The 19,248-nt window shown below is 68.5% G+C and carries 13 protein-coding genes; 4 read left to right on the top strand and 9 right to left on the bottom strand.

Translation table 11 applies throughout. The features are described 5' to 3' along the window. Window positions 1-24: 24 nt before the first annotated feature. From uvrA to T8T21_RS01045, 7 genes are all read right to left on the bottom strand, one after another. Window positions 25-2,889 (bottom strand): excinuclease ABC subunit UvrA, encoded by a 2,865-nt coding sequence (gene uvrA, locus T8T21_RS01075; RefSeq protein ID WP_322336455.1) that lies wholly within the window; start codon window positions 2,887-2,889, stop codon window positions 25-27. Between the two features lie 154 nt (window positions 2,890-3,043). Then, window positions 3,044-3,394: a peptidoglycan-binding domain-containing protein gene (locus T8T21_RS01070; RefSeq protein ID WP_322336454.1), complete on the bottom strand. Its 351-nt coding sequence runs from the start codon at window positions 3,392-3,394 to the stop codon at window positions 3,044-3,046. 105 nt (window positions 3,395-3,499) lie between these two features. Next, complete coding sequence (gene lpdA / locus T8T21_RS01065) at window positions 3,500-4,894, bottom strand: dihydrolipoyl dehydrogenase (protein WP_322336453.1); 1,395 nt, start codon at window positions 4,892-4,894, stop codon at window positions 3,500-3,502. Window positions 4,895-4,993: 99 nt separating this feature from the next. After that, window positions 4,994-5,605 (bottom strand): DUF924 family protein, encoded by a 612-nt coding sequence (locus tag T8T21_RS01060; protein ID WP_322336452.1) that lies wholly within the window; start codon window positions 5,603-5,605, stop codon window positions 4,994-4,996. 108 nt (window positions 5,606-5,713) lie between these two features. Continuing rightward, window positions 5,714-6,991: an MFS transporter gene (locus tag T8T21_RS01055; RefSeq protein WP_183472846.1), complete on the bottom strand. Its 1,278-nt coding sequence runs from the start codon at window positions 6,989-6,991 to the stop codon at window positions 5,714-5,716. A 100-nt stretch (window positions 6,992-7,091) separates the two neighbouring features. Continuing rightward, the gene (queA, locus tag T8T21_RS01050) at window positions 7,092-8,150 is read right to left on the bottom strand and encodes a tRNA preQ1(34) S-adenosylmethionine ribosyltransferase-isomerase QueA (protein WP_322336451.1); all 1,059 of its coding nucleotides are present in this window, start codon (window positions 8,148-8,150) and stop codon (window positions 7,092-7,094) included. Window positions 8,151-8,163: 13 nt separating this feature from the next. Continuing rightward, window positions 8,164-11,466 carry an AsmA-like C-terminal region-containing protein gene (locus T8T21_RS01045; protein ID WP_322336450.1) on the bottom strand — a complete coding sequence of 1,101 codons (3,303 nt, stop codon included), beginning with the start codon at window positions 11,464-11,466 and terminating at the stop codon, window positions 8,164-8,166. Between the two features lie 94 nt (window positions 11,467-11,560). On the opposite strand from T8T21_RS01045, the gene bcp reads away from it, so the two are divergent. The 4 genes from bcp to T8T21_RS01025 all read left to right on the top strand — a co-directional run bounded on the left by bcp (window position 11,561) and on the right by T8T21_RS01025 (window position 14,911). Beyond that, window positions 11,561-12,046 carry a thioredoxin-dependent thiol peroxidase gene (gene bcp, locus T8T21_RS01040; RefSeq protein ID WP_322336449.1) on the top strand — a complete coding sequence of 162 codons (486 nt, stop codon included), beginning with the start codon at window positions 11,561-11,563 and terminating at the stop codon, window positions 12,044-12,046. Beyond that, complete coding sequence (locus tag T8T21_RS01035) at window positions 12,043-12,870, top strand: ferritin-like domain-containing protein (RefSeq protein WP_322336448.1); 828 nt, start codon at window positions 12,043-12,045, stop codon at window positions 12,868-12,870. The genes bcp and T8T21_RS01035 overlap by 4 nt, the downstream gene beginning before the upstream one ends. Before the next feature lie 210 nt (window positions 12,871-13,080). Continuing rightward, a complete protein-coding gene (locus T8T21_RS01030; RefSeq protein ID WP_183472831.1) occupies window positions 13,081-14,412 on the top strand; it encodes a DUF5930 domain-containing protein in 1,332 nt (443 codons plus the stop codon). Beyond that, window positions 14,402-14,911, top strand: coding sequence for a bactofilin family protein (locus T8T21_RS01025; protein ID WP_183472828.1), 510 nt, complete (start codon window positions 14,402-14,404; stop codon window positions 14,909-14,911). Before T8T21_RS01030 ends, T8T21_RS01025 begins: the two co-directional genes overlap by 11 nt. A 534-nt stretch (window positions 14,912-15,445) precedes the next feature. Here T8T21_RS01025 and prfB read toward each other — a convergent pair. Together prfB and T8T21_RS01015 are read right to left on the bottom strand one after the other, a co-directional pair. Further along, complete coding sequence (prfB, locus tag T8T21_RS01020) at window positions 15,446-16,570, bottom strand: peptide chain release factor 2 (RefSeq protein ID WP_183472825.1); 1,125 nt, start codon at window positions 16,568-16,570, stop codon at window positions 15,446-15,448. A gap of 92 nt (window positions 16,571-16,662) precedes the next feature. Beyond that, window positions 16,663-19,185 carry a penicillin-binding protein 1A gene (locus T8T21_RS01015; RefSeq protein WP_322336447.1) on the bottom strand — a complete coding sequence of 841 codons (2,523 nt, stop codon included), beginning with the start codon at window positions 19,183-19,185 and terminating at the stop codon, window positions 16,663-16,665. Window positions 19,186-19,248: the final 63 nt, after the last annotated feature.

Below are 19,248 nucleotides of genomic sequence, written 5' to 3'. Positions count from 1 at the left end.
CTTCTGTCTTGATCATTGCGCCGATTATTCGGCGGCCATCTTTCGGGATTTGAGCATCGGGCCGAGGTAGCGGCCGGTATGGCTTGCCTCGACGGTGCTGACCTCCTCGGGGGTGCCGGTCGCCACCACCGTACCGCCGCCATCGCCGCCCTCGGGGCCGATGTCGATGATCCAGTCGGCGGTCTTCACCACGTCGAGATTGTGCTCGATCACCACGACGGTGTTGCCCGCCTCGACCAGCTCGTGCAGCACTTCTAGAAGCTTGCGCACATCCTCGAAATGCAGGCCGGTCGTCGGCTCGTCGAGAATGTAGAGCGTGCGCCCCGTCGAACGGCGCGCCAGCTCCTTGGACAGCTTCACCCGCTGCGCCTCGCCGCCCGAGAGCGTCGTCGCCTGCTGGCCGACCTTGATGTAGCCCAGACCGACCCGGCACAGCGCGTCCATCTTCTCGCGGATCGACGGCACGGCCGAGAAGAAGGCCTGCGCGTCCTCGACCGTCATGTCGAGCACGTCGGCGATCGACTTGCCCTTGAACTTCACCTCCAGCGTTTCGCGGTTGTAGCGCTGGCCCTTGCAGGTCTCGCAGGTGACGTAGACGTCGGGCAGGAAGTGCATCTCGATCTTGATGACGCCGTCGCCCTGGCAGGCTTCGCAGCGGCCGCCCTTCACGTTGAAGGAGAAGCGGCCCGGCTTGTAGCCACGCGCCTTGGCTTCGGGCAGACCGGCGAACCAATCACGGATCGGGGTGAAGGCCCCGGTATAGGTCGCGGGGTTCGAGCGCGGCGTCCGGCCGATCGGCCGCTGGTCGATGTCGATGACCTTGTCGAGATGCTCGAAGCCCTTGATGGTTTCGCAGGGCGCAGGCGCCTGCCGCGCGCCGTTGAGCTTCATCGCGGCGTTCTTGTAGAGCGTCTCGATGGTCAGGGTCGACTTGCCGCCGCCCGACACGCCGGTGACGGCCACGAACTTGCCCAGAGGGTAGTCGACCGTGACCTGCTTGAGATTGTTGCCGGTGGCCTTCACCACGGTGAGCGCCTTGCCGTTCCCCTCGCGCCGCTGGGCGGGCACGGCGATCTCGCGCCGACCGCTCAGATACTGGCCGGTGACCGACTCCGGGTCGGCCATGATCTCGGCCGGCGTGCCGTGCGACACGATCGCGCCGCCATGCACGCCCGCGCCCGGCCCCATGTCGAAGACGTAATCCGCCTCGCGGATCGCTTCCTCGTCATGCTCGACCACGATCACCGTGTTGCCCTGATCGCGGAGGTTCTTGAGCGTGGTCAGCAGCCGGTCGTTGTCGCGCTGGTGCAGGCCGATCGACGGCTCGTCGAGCACGTAGAGCACGCCGGTGAGGCCCGAGCCGATCTGCGAGGCCAGCCGGATGCGCTGGCTTTCGCCGCCCGACAGCGTGCCGGCGTTGCGCGACAGCGTCAGGTAGTCGAGGCCGACATTGTTGAGAAAGCCGAGCCGCTCGCGGATCTCCTTGAGGATGGCGCGGGCGATCTCGTTCTTCTGGTTGGTGAGGCTCGCGGGCACGGTTTCGCACCACTCATGGGCCTCGCGGATCGACATCTGCACCACCTGACCGACATGCAGCCCGGCGATCCGCACTGCCAGCGCCTCGTCGCGCAGGCGGAAGCCGCCGCAAGCGCCGCAGGCGCGGTTGTTCTGGTACTGCTCCATCTCCTCGCGGACCCAGGAGCTGTCGGTCTCGCGGTAGCGCCGCTCGAGATTGGGGATCACGCCCTCGAAGGGGCGGCTGACCTTGTAGACCCGGCCGCCATCATCGTAGCGGAAGTCGATCTCCTCCTTGCCGGAGCCGCGCAGGAAGACCTCGCGCACGTTCTCGGGCAGGTCTTTCCAGCGTGCGGTCTTGGAGACGCCGTAATGCTTGGAGATCGCCTCGATGGTCTGCAGGAAATAGGGCGTCTTGCCCTTGCGCCACGGCGCGATCGCCCCGTCCGCGACCTTCAGCGTCACGTCGGGCACGACGAGCCGTTCGTCGAAGAACAGCTCGACGCCGAGGCCGTCGCAGGAGGGACAGGCGCCGAAGGGCGCGTTGAACGAGAACAGCCGCGGCTCGATCTCGGGGATGGTGAAGCCCGAGACGGGGCATGCGAACTTCTCGGAGAAGGTGATCCGCTCCGGCTCGCCTTCGCCCTCCTTGGGCGCGGTTTCGAGGATGGCGATGCCGTCGGCGAGGTCGAGCGCGGTGCGGAACGAATCCGCCAACCGCGTCTCCAGCCCCTCGCGCACCACGATCCGGTCGACCACCACGTCGATGTCGTGGCGGAACTTCTTGTCGAGCGTGGGCGGGGTCTCGAGTTCGTGGAACTCGCCGTTCACCTTGACCCGCTGGAAGCCCTGCTTCCGGAGCTCGACGAACTCCTTCTTGTACTCGCCCTTGCGGTCGCGGACGATCGGCGCGAGCAGGTAGCCGCGCGTGCCCTCTTCCATCGCCATGACCCGGTCGACCATGTCCTGCACCTGCTGCGCCTCGATCGGCAGGCCGGTGGCCGGTGAATAGGGCGTGCCGACGCGGGCAAAGAGCAAGCGGAGATAGTCGTAGATCTCGGTGACGGTACCGACGGTGGAGCGCGGGTTCTTTGACGTCGTCTTCTGCTCGATCGAGATCGCGGGGCTGAGCCCCGAGATGTGATCAACGTCCGGCTTCTCCATCATGTCGAGGAACTGCCGCGCATAGGCCGACAGGCTCTCGACGTAGCGGCGCTGCCCCTCGGCATAGATCGTGTCGAAGGCGAGGCTCGACTTGCCCGAACCCGACAGCCCGGTGATCACGACGAGCTCGTCGCGCGGGATATCCACGTCGATGTTCTTGAGATTGTGCTCGCGCGCGCCGCGCACCTCGATCCGCTTCAATTCCGCCATTGCCCACCCCAGCGATGTCCAGCCCGGAACATAGGACTTCGCAGCCCGATCGCCAACCGCGAAATGAGAACGAGACATGAACGCATGGCAGGGCTGCGCGGTTTGCCGCAGCCCTGTTGGGCGCGGCAAACCTCACGCTTTCGTGCGGTGGTGTTCAGTAGCCGCCCATCCGCGACGGCCAGGCATGGCGTTGCCAGAACCCCATGCGGATCGGCGGTGGTGTGGAGAGAAAGGCGCGCCGCTCGTTGCCGGCGGCGAGCAGCTGCAGGACGGCCTGCAGTTCGGCGTCGGCCCGCCCGGTCACCGGCAGGCCCTGCTCTGCCTGGAAGGCGCGGATCGCGTGGGCGAGAGCCGGCCCCGCCACGCCGTCGATGCCGCCCGGATCATGCCCCAGATGCCGGAGCAGGATCTGCACCTCGAATATGCCCTCGCGGTCGAGATCGGCCGCCTGTGCCGGTGCCACTGCGGCCACGGTCGCAGCCACGAGAAATGCCGGAAATCGCATGGTACCCCCTAAACTCCCGGGATGATCCCGAGGGGGGCAGTCTAACAGAAAATGCCCCCGGCCTTCCGGACCGGGGGCAAAAGTGATCCTGCGCTGCGGCGTCGCTCAGTAGTGGAGCGCCCGGCCATAGGCGTCGAGTACGCTTTCATGCATCATCTCGGAGAGCGTCGGATGCGGGAACACCGTCTCCATCAGCTCCTTTTCGGTGGTCTCGAGCGTGCGGCCGACGATGTAGCCCTGGATCAGCTCGGTCACCTCGGCCCCGACCATGTGGGCGCCCAGAAGCTCGCCGGTCTTGGCGTCGAACACGGTCTTGACCATGCCCTCGGCCTCGCCCAGCGCGATCGCCTTGCCGTTGCCGATGAAGGGGAAGCGGCCAACCCGGACCTCGTAGCCCAATTCCTTGGCCTTGGCCTCGGTGTAGCCGACGCTGGCGACCTGCGGCTGGCAATAGGTGCAGCCGGCGATGCTCTCGGGCTTGACCGGATGCGGATGCTCGCCGGCGATCAGCTCGGCCACCATGACGCCCTCATGGCTCGCCTTGTGCGCAAGCCAGGGCGCGCCAGCGATGTCGCCGATGGCATAGAGCCCCTCGACACCGGTGCGGCAGTACTCGTCCGTCACCACATGGGTCCGATCGATCTTCACGCCCAGCTCCTCGAGGCCGAGGCCTTCGGTGTTGCCGACGATGCCGACGGCCGAGATCACCGTGTCGAACTCGTGGGTCTCGGTCTTGCCCTTGGATTCGATATGGGCGGTGACCTTGCCCTTGCCGCGGTCGAGCTGCTTGACCGTGGCCTTCTCCATGATCGTCATGCCCTGCTTGACGAACTGCTTCTTGGCGAAGGTCGAGATCTCGGCATCCTCGACCGGCAGGATCCGGTCCATCACCTCGACCACCGTCGTCTCGGCGCCTAGCGTGTTGTAGAAGCTGGCGAACTCGATGCCGATCGCGCCCGAGCCGATGACGAGCAGCTTCTTGGGCATCCGCGGCGGCACCAGCGCGTGGCGGTAGGACCAGACCAGATCACCATCGGCTTCGAGGCCCGGCAGGTTGCGGGCGCGGGCGCCGGTGGCGAGAACGATGTTCTTGGCGGTCAGCTCCTCGCTGCCCTTCTCGGTCTTGACCGTGACCTTGCCCTTGGCGGGGATGGTGGCTTCGCCCATCACCACCTCGATCTTGTTCTTCTTCATCAGGTGGCCGATCCCGGAGGAGAGCTGCTTGGCCACCCCGCGCGAACGCTTGACCACCGCGTCGAGATCGTAGCCGATGCTCTCCGCCTTGAGACCGAACTCCTTGGCCCGGTGCATAAGGTGGAACACCTCGGAGGAGCGCAGCATCGCCTTGGTCGGGATGCAGCCCCAGTTGAGGCAGATGCCGCCCAGGTTCTCGCGCTCGACGATCACGACCTTCTTGCCCAGCTGGGCGGCGCGGATCGCGGCGACATAGCCGCCGGGGCCAGCCCCGATCACGATCACGTCGAAGTTCTTGGCGGCCATTCGGTGTTCCTCCTCGGCGGTCCGGCAAAATTGGTTTGACGCTAAACCACTTTCTGCCGGGCTTCCAGACGGGGAGACGCATGGCTGGTTTGCGCAGCGTCAGCTTTCGGTTTTGAGCCGCTTTATCACCGCACCGTAGCCGCCCGCTTCGAGCCATTCGCGCTCGGCATCCGTGGTTTCGCGGTCCAGCGCCGCGTTGCGGAAGGGGAAGCGGCCGAATTCGCGGATCACCTTGCGATGGGCGCGGGCGTGTAGAAGGTTGTCCTTGGCCTCGGGCATGCGCTCGTGGAACAGCCGCACCGCGCGGTCCTGATCGACGAGATTCTCGGAATGCATCAGCGGCAGGTAGAAGAACTGCCGCCCCGGCGGCACGATCTCGAGGTCCCAGCCATTGTCGATGGCGAGCTTGGCGACCGAGCGAGCCTGCTCGTCGAGCTGGAAGGCACGGGCATCGTCGCGCCAGATGTTACGCGCGAACTGGTCGGTGACGATGATATAGGCCAGCGCGCCGTTGGGTTCGGTCAACCAATGGCCCAGCGCCCCCTCCTCGGCGCGGTCCCACAGCTTGCCGAAGCGGCCGCGAATCGTGACGTCGAGCGCCTCGTCGGCGACGTACCACTGCCTCGGCTCGACCTCTTCGAGCCAGAAGGCGAGCACCTTCTCGGCCTCGGTCGGCGCCTCGGCCTGGGCGGTGACGGGGGTGGCGGTCATGGTGGTCCTCCTGATCGGTGGTGCCCACAAACCTGCCCCAACCCCGGCACGGGTCAAGCGCCGATGCGCGTTCCGTGACAATTACGCCTCGTTTCGGCGCATCGGCGGTCAGGCTGCGTCGTCGCGCGCCTCTTCCTGCTGCTCGATCTCGTGCTCGATATAGACCTCCTGCGCGACCTCGGCGGCGACCGCCGAGGCGGTGGCGGCGATCGGCGCGTAGCTGACCGTGTCGGCGACATCGACACCGCGATCCGGACGGCGCAGCATCCGCCACAGCGCATAGCCCGCGAGACCCAGCATCAGCACGGCGATGAAGGCCCAGAAGCCATGCGCGCCGACATTGTCGAGCATCCAGCCCACCAGGAGCGGTCCCGCGATCGCGCCGACACCGTTGATCAGCAGCAGTCCACCCGAGGCCGCGGCCATGTCCTCGCGGTCGAGGTAGTCGTTGGCATAGGCGATCAGCAGCGCGTAGAGCGGGTTGGACGTGCCGCCGACCAGCGCCGCCGAGATCAGGATCAGCGTCACATGGCCAGGCAGCAGGAAGGACATCAGCGCGCCTGCGCCGCCCACCGCCGACAGCCCAAGGATCAGCCAGCGCCGGTCGATGCGGTCCGACAGCCAGCCGATCGGGAATTGCAGCACCAGCGCCCCGACATAGGTGATCGAGACCAGCAGCGAGATCTGCGCCACCGACAGCCCGGCCCGCGCGCCGTAGACCGCCGACATGCCGAACTGCGCGGCGAAGACGCCGCCGAGCAGGAACATCCCCATGCAGGCCAGCGGCGAGGCGTCGATCAACCGTCGGATCGGCAGCGGCTTGGTGGTGTTGAACACCGGCGCCGGGCTGACCGAGAGCAGGATCGGCGCGAAGGCCATCGACACCAGCACCGAGGGGATGATGAACAGGATGAAGCCCGAGACGTCGCCCAGCGTCACCAGGTACTGCGCCATGACGATGCCGGCCATCTGCACGATCATGTAGAGCGACAGCGCCTTGCCGCGATTCTCGTTGCTGGCGGCGTCGTTGAGCCAGCTCTCTGCGGTGATGTAGACGCCGCAGAAGCAGAAGCCGATCGCCACCCGGCCCAAGGTCCAGGCCCAGGGCTCGGCCAGGGTGGGATAAAGGATCAGCACCGCCGAGATGGTCGAGCCCAGCGCCGCGAAGACGCGGACATGGCCGACGCGGCGGATCATCCTAGGCGCGTAGCGCGAGGCGAACAGGAAGCCCGCGAAATAGGCCGACATGATCACCGACATCTCGAGCGTCGAGAAGCCCTCGATCTCGCCGCGCAGGCCCAGCAGCGTGCCTTGCAGGCCGTTGCCGATCATCAACATGAACATGCCGATGAAGAGCGCCCAGGAGCTGCCCAGAACCTGTATCATGACTCTGCCTTTCCTGCCGTCGGCCTCGCCGGGCTAGCCGTCCGACTCGCCCCGCGTCTCGCATCAAAGCGACGTCTCATGAAGCTCTTGCGAAGCGCGCTCAGCCCTGACCGCGCGGCAAGAGAAGGGATGCGTCGCCATAGGAGAAGAAACGGTAGCGCTCGGCAATCGCGTGGGAATAGATCCTGCGGATCTCCTCCACCCCCATCAGCGCCGAGACCAGCATCATCAGCGTCGATTTCGGCAGGTGGAAGTTGGTCATCAACCCGTCGGCCACGCGGAATTCGAAGCCCGGGGTGATGAAGATGTCGGTCTCGCCGCGCCAGGGCGCGATCTGGCCGCCGCGTGCCGCGCTCTCGATCAGCCGCAGCGCGGTGGTGCCGACCGGGATCACCCGGCCGCCGGCGGCGCGGGTGGCGGCGATCTCGGCCGCCGCGGCCTCGGTCACCTCGCCCCATTCGGCATGCATCCGGTGCTCGCGGATGTCGTCGACCTTGACCGGCAGAAAGGTGCCGGCGCCGACATGCAGCGTGACGTGGGTGAAATCGACGCCGCGCGCGGCGAGCGCCGCCATCAGCGCCTCGTCGAAATGCAGGGAGGCAGTGGGCGCGGCGACGGCGCCGGGGCGCGCGGCCCAGACGGTCTGGTAATCCTCGCGGTCGCTTTCGTCGGCGGCGCGCTTGGCGGCGATATAGGGCGGCAGCGGCATCGCGCCGACCTGCTGCAGCGCGCGGTCGAAGGCGTCGCCCTCGAGATCGAAGCGCAGCACGCCCTGCCCCTCGTCACGCGCCACCAGCTCGGCCGAGAGCCGGTCGGAGAACTCGATCACCTCGCCTTCGCGCAGCTTTCGGAGCGGCTTGATCAGCGCGTTCCAGTTGCCGTCGGGGCGGGGGCTCAGCAGAGTGACCTCGATCCGGGCCACACCCTCGCCCGCAGCACCGGGGCGCGAGCGCTGCCCCGAAAGCCGGGCCGGGATCACCTTGGTGTCGTTGAGCACCAGCCGGTCGCCGGGCTGCAGGATGGAAGTCAGATCGGAGACGATGCGATCCTCGATCGCGTCTCCCTGCGCCAGCAGCAGACGGGCCGAGCTGCGCGGCCGCGCGGGCCGGGTGGCGATCAGCTCCTCGGGCAGGTCGAAGTCGAAATCCGACAGCTTCATGGTCGTCCTCGGATCAGGTCGGCGGCGCCCTGCGAAAGATCTCGCGGAACATGCCGGGGGTGAGCGCCGAGAGCGGGTTGACCGAGACCTGTGGCGCCTCGGGCGTGCCGCCCAGCGTGTAGTTGAAGCCGATCAGGCCCTCGCCCGGCCGGGTCAGGAAGGAGCCCAGCGAATTGACGAGGTAGAAGGGCGAGACGACGCCTGCAAAGGCCATGCGCCGGGTGCCGAGGCTGTAGCGCCCGTCGAGCGAAATGCCAAGGCCCGGCCCGGTGGCGCTGGCCTGCGCGATGTCGAGCGTCTCGGGGGTCAGCCGGAACGAGGCGAGGATGCGGTCGAAGGCCAGCCCCTTGCCGTCAAGCTGCTGCAGCAGACCCACCACCGAGATCGCGTCCAGAAGCTGGGCGATGGCCGGCGCGTCGCGCACCCTCAGCCCGGCGACGTCGAGCGTGCCGCTGTAATGCCCCGGCGCGTCCTCCGGCAGCAGCATCAGGTCGAGCACACCGCCCGTGGCGGTGCCGTAGAGCCCGGCGGCGCGCAGCACTGCGCCGGCATCGGCGCCGGTAACCCGCACCGCCGCGCGGCCGCCATCCGGGACCACCAGCCCCGAGACCGGCGCCGCGCCGTTGACCTGTGCGCCGAAGCGGCCCGAAAAGCCGCCGCGCGTCGAAAAGCTCCCCCGGAAGCCCGTCAGCGTCACCGCCTCGGTTACCCGCAACCGGTCGAGCGCAATCTCGACCGGGCCGCCATCGCCGCCGCCCCCCGATCCGAACGACGCGCGACGCAGGTCGAGCGCGCCGCCGCGGATCTCGATCCCGACGGACTCACCCGCTCCGCGCCCGACCAGATCGGCCGTGACGTCGAGCCAGTCCGACAGCCGCAGCCGGTCGAACCGGGCGCGGTCGAGCCCGCCCTGGGGCCGCAGTCGCAGGCTGCCGCGCGCCGACAGCCCGCCCGCATCCAGCGCGATCCGGTCGATCCGTGGCGTCGCATCCAGAGTCGCCGCGACCTCGATCCGGCCGGTGGTGCCGGGTGCGATCGCCCACCCGAGGGCCGGGATGCGGAGCGCCACCCCGGCCAGATCGGAGGTCAGCTCGACCACGGGCGGCGCGCCGCGCGGCAGGGTCATCGACAGATGGGCATGGCCGCTGCCGCCGAGGCTGTTTTCGGGCAGGGCTATGCCGAAGGTATCGAGAAAGCGTTGCGACAGCTCGACCGACCCGTCGAGCCGCGCCGCCCCGGCCCCTGCGCCCAGCGGCTGGAGATAGGTGACATCGGCGGGCAGCCCGTCGAGGGTCAGAGGCCCGGCGATCTCCAACCGCTCCGGCCCGGCCGTGACTTCGAGCCGCGTGGCCGCGATCCGGCGGCCGGGCAGGATCGCCCCGCTGGTGGCATCGCTCAGCACCCCGTCGACCGCCCAGTTCACCAGCTCGGGCGTGACCGGCCCGCCCAGCGGCAGTTCTATCACGGCGCGGGCCGAGGCTGTGCCGTCGATCATGTCGACCGGCTTGCCAGCCTTCTGCATGACCCGCAGCGGCGGCTGGTCGATCAGCGAGAGCATCGCGGTCGCGGCACCCTCTCCCGCAAGCTCGATCCGCCCCTGGGGGCGCGACCCGCCCAGCTCGGGAATGGCAAAGCGCGAGCCCGCAAGGTCGATCCGCCCCCCTTCTGGTGCAGTCACCTCGCCCGCGTCGAGATCGACCTGCAATGTTCCCTCGCCGAGCACCAGCCGACCCGCCGCGCCGGTGATCGGCGGCATTCCGTCGAGAGGCCGCAACCGCGCCTCCTCGAAGCCGTGGCTGAGGCGGATCCGGGGCGCCTCGCCCGGTGCGCGGTCGAGCGTCAATGCGAGGTCGCGCAGCCGCGCCTCGGGGATCCGCCCGGCGATCCATTCGCGTGTGCCCGGCCTGAACCCGGGCGGCCAATGCGCCAGCAGCCGGCCGCGCCCGAGCTGGTCGGCATGGGCCTCAAGCGTCGCCTGCCAGCCTAGGCCGTCATGGGTGACGCGCCCCGAGGCCGCGACCCGCGCGCCGCCGATCGCATCCGTGGCCGACAGGCTTTCGATCTCGAGGTCGAAGGGCGCGGGCCGCAGCCGCAGCGTGGCAGCGGCCTCGTCGAGCTCTACCGGCCCCGGCAGGCCAATCCGCTCGGACAGCGCCAGCCGGTCGAGCTCGAGCTCCGCTTCGACCGTGTCGGGCCAGCCGGACGCGAAGTCGCGCAGATAGGCCTCGCCATGACCTTCGATCCGGCCCATCTCGCCGCGCGCGGCGACGCGGTTGAGGGCGAGATGCGCGGTATCCGGATCGAAGCGCAGCGCCAACTCCGCCCCGTCGAAGCGCAGCGGCTCCCCGCCCTGCCTCGGCGCCAGGGCCCCCGCATCGAGCCGCAGCGTGGCGGAAACGGGACCGGGTGTGCCATCCATGCCGATCCGCCCCCGCAGCCGCGCGGAGACCGGCGCATCGAGCACCGACAGCACGTTGAGCGCCGGGTGCTGCGTGGCGATGTCACGGCTCGACACCCGGTCGAGGATCAACCGCAGTTCGGCATCCTCGGCCCCCGCCGGGCGATCATAGCTCAGCGCCAGCAGCCCGGATCGGCCCTGCCCCGTCGCCGTCAATGGCAGCCGGCCCGTCAGCCGCATGCCCGCGCGCATGTCGAGCGCGAGCCGCCCGGTGCCGCTGGTCCAGCGCCGCCGCGCCCGGTCGTCGACATAGTCGATCGCCAGATCCTCGATCCGGATCCGCTCCAGCGCCGCGAGGCCGGGCCGTGCGGCCAGCCGGTCGATCCGGGTCAGCAGGCCGGCCAGCCCCTCGCCGCCGGCCGCGCCCGCCGCTTCGAAGCGGAGCGCCAACCGGCCATCCGGGTCCCGGCGCAACCCGATCTCGGCCCCGCGCAGCACCACCTCCTGCGCCAGCACGCTGCGCTCGAAGAGCAGCCCGCGCGGGCTGAACAGCGCCTCGACCTCGGGCACCCGGGCCAAAACCCCGCCATCGGCGTCGCGCAGCACGGTGTCATGCAGCGTCACGCGGGGATGCAGGTCGTGCCCAAGGGTCAGCGCGATCTCGCCGAAATCGATGCCGCCACCGGCCAGCATGGTCGCGGCCTGCGCCTCGACCCGCGCGGTGATCCAGCCCGGCGCGGTCACCGTCTGGCCGACCAGCAGCAGCGGCAAGGTCAGTGCCAGCGCGAGCGGCAAGCCGATCAGCGCCGTCAGCAGCCCCGCCCCCGCGCCGATCCCGCGCCGCAGCACCGTGGCAGCGCCGAGCCCGCGCGGACGGCGCGGGTGGGACGGTCGTGACCTGATCGGGTGGTGCGGCAAGACCGGCCTTGGCCTCTTGATTTCGTCTCCCACAGCGTAGATGCCTGAGCCCCCGAGGGCCACCGTTGCCCGTTCACGACAGCGAGGATGCGCCATGAGCGACACGATGACGGACCCCCGGCCGCTGGCGGGCCAGCCCGCGCCCGACTTTTCCCTGCCGCGCGACGGCGGCGGCGAGGTGCGGCTGTCGGCGCATCGCGGCGCGCCGGTCGTGCTCTATTTCTATCCGCGCGACGACACGTCGGGCTGCACCAAGCAGGCGCAGGCCTTCACCGCGCTGGGCTCGGAACTGCAGCTCGCCGGGGCGCGGGTGCTCGGCGTGTCCAAGGACACGATCGCCAAGCACGAGAAATTCCGCGACAAGTACGATCTCGGCGTGACCCTGCTGTCGGACGCCGAGAGCGATGTCTGCGAACGCTACGGCGTCTGGGTCGAGAAGAAGATGTACGGCAAGACCTTCATGGGGATCGAGCGGACCACCTTCCTGATCGACGCCGAGGGCAGGGTGGCGCGGGTCTGGCCGAAGGTGAAGGTGGCGGGCCACGCCGAAGAGGTGCTCGACGCGGTGCGCGCGCTGTGAGCCGCACCCTCACCGAGCTGGCGGTCGAAGTGCTCTCGACTGCCGATGGCCGCGAGAAGACCGCGCGTTCGCATGCGGCGGCAAAGCTGTGGCGCGAGAGCCGTGCCGCCGGCACGCCGCTCGCCATCGGCGACGCCACCCCGCCCGATCGTCCGGCGCGACCGGCGCGGCCCGAGCTTCTGGCGCCGCGCGACATGCCGAAGCGCCGGCCCGGCTCGGAGCACGGGCGGATCGCGCTGATCCATGCCGTCGCGCATATCGAGCTGAACGCGGTCGACCTGCATTGGGACGTGGTGGCGCGCTTTGCCGCCACACCGCTTCCCTTGGGCTATTTCGACGACTGGGTGCAGGCGGCAGACGAGGAATCCAAGCACTTCAACCTGCTCTGCGACCGGCTGGAGAGCCTGGGCAGCCATTACGGCGCCCTGCCCGCCCATGCCGGCATGTGGCGCGCCGCCGAGGACACCGCCACCGACCTGATGGCGCGGCTCGCCGTGGTGCCGATGGTGCTGGAAGCGCGCGGCCTCGACGTGACGCCCGGGATGATCGACATCTTCCGCAAGGCGGGCGACGCCGACACCGTGGCGGCGCTCGAGGTAATCTATGCCGAGGAGGTGCACCACGTCTCTTATGGCTCGAAATGGTTCAACTACCTCTGCGGCAGGCACGAGCTCGACCCGGCGCCGCTGTTTCGCGATCTGGTGCGGAAGCATTTCCACGCCAAGCTCAAGCCGCCCTTCAACGAGGAGAAGCGCGCCGAGGCAGGGCTGCCGCCGGACTTCTACTGGCCGCTGGCCGAAGAGACGCCGGGACGCGACAACTGACTGGCGGCAGGGACGAAGTTGCGGTTTTGCCACGACGCGTGACCCTGCCGCAGCATCGGCGGTATCCCGCCACTTTTCTACCCCCGTTCCCCTCCCGTTCCACCGACTCGGGGCAAAGCAGTTGCGAGGCTTTCGAGCGGCCGTTAACACCTCGTTCGCGGCGCTCTCGAAAAAGAGAGGCTGTGACCGGGGCAACACGGGGACGGACGGGTGCGGACCAAACTGGCACAGAAACTTCACGCGGCGCTTGAGCGTCGGTTTCCCGAACGGCGGCTGTTTCTGCGCTCGGACACCGAAACCCGGTTCATCCGGCTCCACCCCTCCACCCAGCTGATCGCCTGGACCGGCACGACGCTGATGGTCGGCTGGACCATCACCGCGACCGCGATCGTGCTGATGGACTCGATCGGCTCCGGCAACTTCCGTGCCCAGGCCCAGCGCGATCAGATGATCTACGAAGAGCGGCTCAATTCCCTTTCGGCCGAGCGCGACCTGCGCGCCGCCGAGGCCGCCGCCGCCCAGGAACGCTTCTCCACCGCGCTCGAACAGATCTCGACCATGCAGAGCGAGCTGCTGGCCTCCGAGGACCGGCGCCGCGAAATGGAGACCGGGCTCGAAGTGGTGCAGGCCGCGCTGCGCCGCACGATCCAGGAGCGCGAAGTCGCACGTGACGCCGCCGAGGAAGCCCGACTGGCGCTGGCCGAGGGCGGCACCCTGCCCGGCGGCGCCGACGCGGCCTCGGTCGAGGGCACGCTCGACATCCTGTCCGGTGCGCTGGCCGACACCGCCGAAGAGCGCGACCGGATCGCCGAGGACGCGCAGCTCGCTTTCGAGCAGGCCAACGAGATGCAGCTCGAGCTGCGGCTGATGACCGAGCGCAACGACGAGATCTTCCGCCAGCTCGAAGAGGCGATGACCGTCTCGGTCGAGCCGCTGGGCGAGATGTTCCGCGCCGCCGGCATGGACCCCGACGCCATGCTCCGGCAGGTGCGCAAGGGCTATAACGGCGTGGGCCCGCTGACCCCGATCCAGTTCTCCACCATGGGCGCGCATGCCGACCATGGCGATCACGCCGCCGAGAACGCCGACCGGGCCAACGCCCTGCTCGGCAAGATGGACGAGATCAACCTCTACCGCATCGCCGCCTCCAAGGCGCCCTTCGCCCAACCGGTGAAGGACCGCTTCCGCTTTACCTCGGGCTTCGGCCAGCGTTGGGGTCGGCTGCATGCGGGCGCCGACTTCGCCGCCCCGATCGGCACCCCGGTCTATTCGACCGCGGATGGCGTGGTGGTCAGCGCCGGCTGGGCCTCGGGTTATGGCCGGCTGATCAAGATCCAGCACGAGTTCGGGATCGAGACCCGTTACGCACATCTCAACAAGATCCACGTCAAGGTCGGCCAAAGGGTATCGCGCGGCGAGCGGATCGGTGATATGGGCAACTCCGGACGATCGACCGGGCCCCACCTCCATTACGAGGTGCGCGTCGGTGGGACTCCCGTCAATCCCATGACCTACATACGAGCTGGAAAAGATGTTTTCTAAGAGCAAGATCAACGAGCCCGGACCGAGGACAGCCGAAGGGACCCCCCAGATGGACGCCACCACCAAGCCCGCGCAGCCGCAGGGATCGCAGGACTACCGTCCCGCCGCGCCCAAGGCCAAGCCGCCGGCATCGGTCCTCTCGGCCGACCTGCACATCAAGGGCAACGTCAAGACCACCGGCGACATTCAGGTCGAGGGTCAGATCGAGGGCGACATCCGCGCCCACCTGCTGACCGTCGGCGAAGGCGCCACCGTGCGCGGTGAGCTTGTGGCCGACGACGTCGTCATCAACGGCCGGATCGTCGGCCGGGTGCGCGGCCTCAAGGTGCGGCTCACCTCGACCGCCCGTGTCGAGGGCGACATCATCCACAAGACCATCGCGATCGAGAGCGGCGCGCATTTCGAAGGCTCGGTGCAGCGTCAGGAAGACCCGCTGAACACCACCGGCACGCCCAAGCCGCTGCCGAAGCCGTCGATCGCCGAGGGCGGTCACGACTGAGATCGATCACGGGATCGACGACAGGGGCGCGCCGGGACACCGGGGCGCCCTTTTTCTTTGGCTGCCGTTCTCGATCGCACCCCGCCGGTGCCTCTGATGAACGAGGCCGATCATTTCCGTTCTGTGGCGGGATGCGCCGCCGCCGCTCGGCTGGTGCCGGGCTCTGCTGACACGCATGGCCGAGATTCCGCTGGTGGAGCGAGCGAGCGGGCGCGGCGGCGCAGATCCTCGCGCTCAGTGTGAGCGACCCACTTGCGCCGAAGGTATTTGTGCAGGCCCAGCCAGGCATAGCTGAGAGACCAAAGCCCGCGCCGCAAGCCCTGCCCTATCAGACCGCCTGTCAGAGTTGTCGTCCGCGCAGGAGGAGGCAACGCCGGCCGAGGCCGGTTTCGGGTCATCCAGCCGTTCAACGCCGAATTCAGTCTTCCGGGACTGGTCGTCTATGCAGGCTGACCCCGCCGCCGGGCCGGGTCACACCTCAACGCATCGGGAAACGGGCATGGTCGCCGCAACGACGGCACTGCCCGACACCGATCACTCCTCGGCCGTGGCCTCGGCGCGGCTCTTGCCCGAGACCTGCCCCGCCAGCGTCGCGGCCATGAAGCCGTCGAGATCGCCGTCGAGCACGCCCTGCGTGTCGGAGGTCTCGTGCCCGGTGCGCAGGTCCTTCACCATCTGGTAGGGCTGCAGCACGTAGGAGCGGATCTGGTTGCCCCAGCCCGCATCGCCTTTGGCGTCGTGCTGGGCGTTGATCTCGGCGTTCCGGCGGTCGAGCTCCATCTGGTAGAGCCGCGACTTCAGTGCTTTCATCGCGATGTCGCGGTTCTGGTGCTGCGACTTCTCCGACGAGGTTACGACGATGCCGGTCGGCATGTGGGTGATCCGCACCGCCGAGTCGGTGGTGTTGACGTGCTGGCCGCCCGCGCCCGAGGAGCGATAGGTATCGACCCGGATGTCGGAGGGGTTCACCTCGATCTCGATGTTGTCGTCGACCACCGGATAGACCCAGACGGAGGCAAAGGAGGTCTCGCGCGTGCCCTTGCCGAAGGGCGAGATCCGCACCAGCCGGTGCACGCCCGATTCCGACTTCAGCCAGCCATAGGCGTTGGGGCCGGAAATCTTGTAGGCGACCGACTTGATGCCCGCCTCGCCGCCGGCTTCCTCGGACTGCATCTCGACCTCGTAGCCGTGCTTCTCGGCCCAGCGCACATACATCCGCTGCAGCATCTGCGCCCAGTCGCAGGCCTCGGTGCCGCCGGCTCCGGCGTTGATCTCGAGGAAGGTGTCGTTGGCGTCGGCCTCGCCGTCGAGCAGCGCCTCGAGCTCCTTGGCCCCGGCGGTCTGGCGCAGCGCCTTGAGCGCGGCCTCGGCCTCGGCGACGATTTCCTCGTCGCCTTCCATCTCGCCGAGTTCGATCAGTTCGACATTGTCCTTCAGGCCCTGGCTGATCTGGTCATAGGTGCCCATCTTGTCGAGCAGCGCCTGGCGCTCCCGCATCAGCTTCTGGGCCGCGGCCGGGTCGTCCCACAGGGTCGGATCCTCGACCCGCGCGTCGAACTCCTCGAGCCGATGCGCCGCGGTCTCGCGGCCCATGCGCTTGGCCAAGAGCCCCAGCGACTTCTCGATGGCGGCGATGTGGGCTTGCGTCTCTGCGCGCATGATCGGTGCCTCGCTGGCTGGATGGGCTTGGAATTGAGGGGCGTGATAGCGCGGCCCGCGCGCCCCGGCAAGCGAGGCGCGCGCCGAAGCGATCAGTAGAGACCGCCCGAGGACAGCGTGCCGAAGCTTGCCTTGGGGCCCACCGTGGCGGTGTTGCCAGTCGAGGTGGTGACCCTCTTGGCCGGCTTGTTGCCGCCGGCCTCCTCGTAGAGCGGCAGGTCGCCCGACATCTCGAAGCCGCCGTCGAAGGCCACGCCGAAGAGCGGCTCCTCGCCCATCCGGAAGCACTCCGAGATCACGTTGTCGCCCGCGGCGCCGTCGGGCAGCCGGGCGCCCGAGAAGCGGTCGATCTTGATGAACTGGCATTCATCCGGAACCGGGAACTCGGTGCCGCCGAAGCGCTCGATGGCGCTGCGCATGAAGCTTTCGAAGACCGGGCCGCAGATACCGCCACCGGAAGCCCCCGAGCCCAGCGAGCGCGGGTTGTCGTAGCCGATGTAGCAGCCCGCCACGATGTTCGAGGAGAAGCCCACGAACCAGACGTCCTTGGCGTCGTTGGTGGTGCCGGTCTTGCCGGCGATCGGCACCGGCAGGTTGACGCCGCGCGCCGTGCCGCGCTTGACCACGCCCTCCATCATCGAGGTGAGCTGGTAGGCGGTGACGGCGTTCATGATCCGCTCGCGGTTCGACTGGATGGTCGGCGCGGCGCCGGCCGGCAGCTCGGGCAGTGAGCAGTCGACGCAGTTGCGCTGGTCATGGCGATACAGCGTGTTGCCGTAACGGTCCTGCACCCGGTCGACCAGCGTCGGCTCCACCCGCTCGCCGCCATTGGCGAACATGGCGTAGGCCGCGACCATCTTGAACAGCGTCGTCTCCTGCGCGCCCAGCGCGTTCGACAGATAGGGGCCGAGATCGTCGTAGACGCCGAAGCGCTCGCCGTAATCGGCGACGGTATCCATGCCGACCTCCTGCGCGAGCCTGATCGTCATGATGTTGCGCGACTGCTCGATGCCGGTCCGGAGCGGGGTCGGGCCGTAGAACTTGTTGGAGGCGTTCTGCGGCCGCCACATGCCCTGCGGCGTGTTGATCTCGATCGGGGCGTCGACGATAATCGTCGCCGGGGTGTAGCCGCTGTCGAGTGCGGCCGCGTAGACGAAGGGCTTGAAGGAGGAGCCGGGCTGGCGCATCGCCTGGGTGGCGCGGTTGAACACGCTGTCCTGGTAGGAGAAGCCGCCCTGCATCGCCAGCACCCGGCCGGTGTTGACGTCCATCGCCATGAAGGCGCCCTGCACGCGCGGCGTCTGGCGCAGCGTCCAGCGGATGAAGCTGCCGTCGTCGTCGGAAACCATCCGGCGCACAAGTACCACGTCGCCGCGCTCGAAATTGTCGGCGAAGCTGCCCTTGATCCAGGAGATGTCGTCGCGCGGCACGACATGCGGCTCGGAGCCGTCATCGGCCAGCCCCTCGATGCCGAGGCGCATCTCGCTTTCGCCCACTTCCATCACCACGGCCGGCAGCCAGGGGCTCTCGAGCGTCACGTCGCGGGGCACGTCGACCTCCGACAGCGCGGTGCGCCAGGCGATCTCGTCATCCAACGTCTCGACCGGGATCGACTCGCCGGTGCCGCGCCAGCGGCCCAACCCGCGGTCATACTGCTCCAGCGCGCGCTGCAGCGCATGCGCCGCCTCGATCTGCAGTTCGCCATCCAGCGTGGCGCGGATCGAGAGACCGCCGCCGAAAAACTCGTCCTCGCCGAACTCGGCCGAAAGCTGGCGGCGCACCTCGTCGGTGAAGTAGTCGCGCGGCGGCAGGGCGGCGCGGAAGCTCTCGATGTCGCCCGACTGCACGGTGTTGAGCGGCAGGCCACGGCCCTCGCGATAGGCGGCCTCGTCGATATAGCCGTCTTCGTACATCCGGCGGAGCACGTAGTTGCGGCGGTTCACCGCGTCCGAATACTGCCGCACCGGGTGCAGGTTGCCGGGCCGCTGCGCCAGCGCCGCGAGATAGGCGGCCTCGCCCGGCTCGAGCTGCGCGAGCGGCTTGTTGAAATAGGTCTGCGCCGCGGCGGTGACGCCATAGGAGTTCTGACCGAGGAAGATCTCGTTGAGATAGAGTTCGAGAATCCGCTCCTTGGGCATCGCGCCCTCGATCCGGACCGCGAGGATCAGTTCCTTGATCTTGCGCTCGAGGGTGCGCGAGCCGTCGAGCAGGAAGTTCTTCATCACCTGCTGGGTGATCGTCGAGGCGCCGCGGATGTCCTCGCCGCGCGAGCGCACGGCCTCGACCCCGGCGGCGACGATGCCCTTCACGTCGAATCCGGAGTGGACGTAGAAATTCTGGTCCTCGGCCGAGACGAAGGCGTGCTTGACCAGGTCCGGGATTTCCTCGGCGGGGGTGAAGAGACGCCGTTCGGTGGCGAACTCGTCGAGGATGTGCCCCTCGCCGTCATAGACCCGGCTGATCGTCGGCGGCGTGTACTGCGCCAGCGTCTCGTAGCTCGGCAGGTCGCGTCCGTAGACGTAGAAGATCGCGCCGAGCGTCAGCGCGCCCATGGCGAGGCCGAGGGTCAGCATCGAGAAGATGCCGCCGAGAAAGGACATGATGAAGCGCAGCACAGGGTTCTCCGGGAGGAATGTTCCGGCTTATAGGCAAGCGCCCGCTCCGGGTCAAAAGCGCAG

It is taken from the genome of Limimaricola variabilis, assembly GCF_034371605.1.
GTDB classification, from domain to species: domain Bacteria; phylum Pseudomonadota; class Alphaproteobacteria; order Rhodobacterales; family Rhodobacteraceae; genus Limimaricola; species Limimaricola variabilis.
Note: the sequence above shows the minus strand (reverse complement) of the source record. Positions and strands in the feature narration are given on the sequence as shown.

Bases quoted from the DNA above. Each gene is read 5' to 3' on its own strand.
- uvrA (WP_322336455.1), bottom strand. From the start codon at position 2,889: ATGGCGGAATTGAAGCGGATCGAGGTGCGCGGCGCGCGCGAGCACAAT.
- T8T21_RS01070 (WP_322336454.1), bottom strand. From the start codon at position 3,394: ATGCGATTTCCGGCATTTCTCGTGGCTGCGACCGTGGCCGCAGTGGCA.
- lpdA (WP_322336453.1), bottom strand. From the start codon at position 4,894: ATGGCCGCCAAGAACTTCGACGTGATCGTGATCGGGGCTGGCCCCGGC.
- T8T21_RS01060 (WP_322336452.1), bottom strand. From the start codon at position 5,605: ATGACCGCCACCCCCGTCACCGCCCAGGCCGAGGCGCCGACCGAGGCC.
- T8T21_RS01055 (WP_183472846.1), bottom strand. From the start codon at position 6,991: ATGATACAGGTTCTGGGCAGCTCCTGGGCGCTCTTCATCGGCATGTTC.
- queA (WP_322336451.1), bottom strand. From the start codon at position 8,150: ATGAAGCTGTCGGATTTCGACTTCGACCTGCCCGAGGAGCTGATCGCC.
- bcp (WP_322336449.1), top strand. From the start codon at position 11,561: ATGAGCGACACGATGACGGACCCCCGGCCGCTGGCGGGCCAGCCCGCG.
- T8T21_RS01025 (WP_183472828.1), top strand. From the start codon at position 14,402: ATGTTTTCTAAGAGCAAGATCAACGAGCCCGGACCGAGGACAGCCGAA.
- prfB (WP_183472825.1), bottom strand. From the start codon at position 16,570: ATGCGCGCAGAGACGCAAGCCCACATCGCCGCCATCGAGAAGTCGCTG.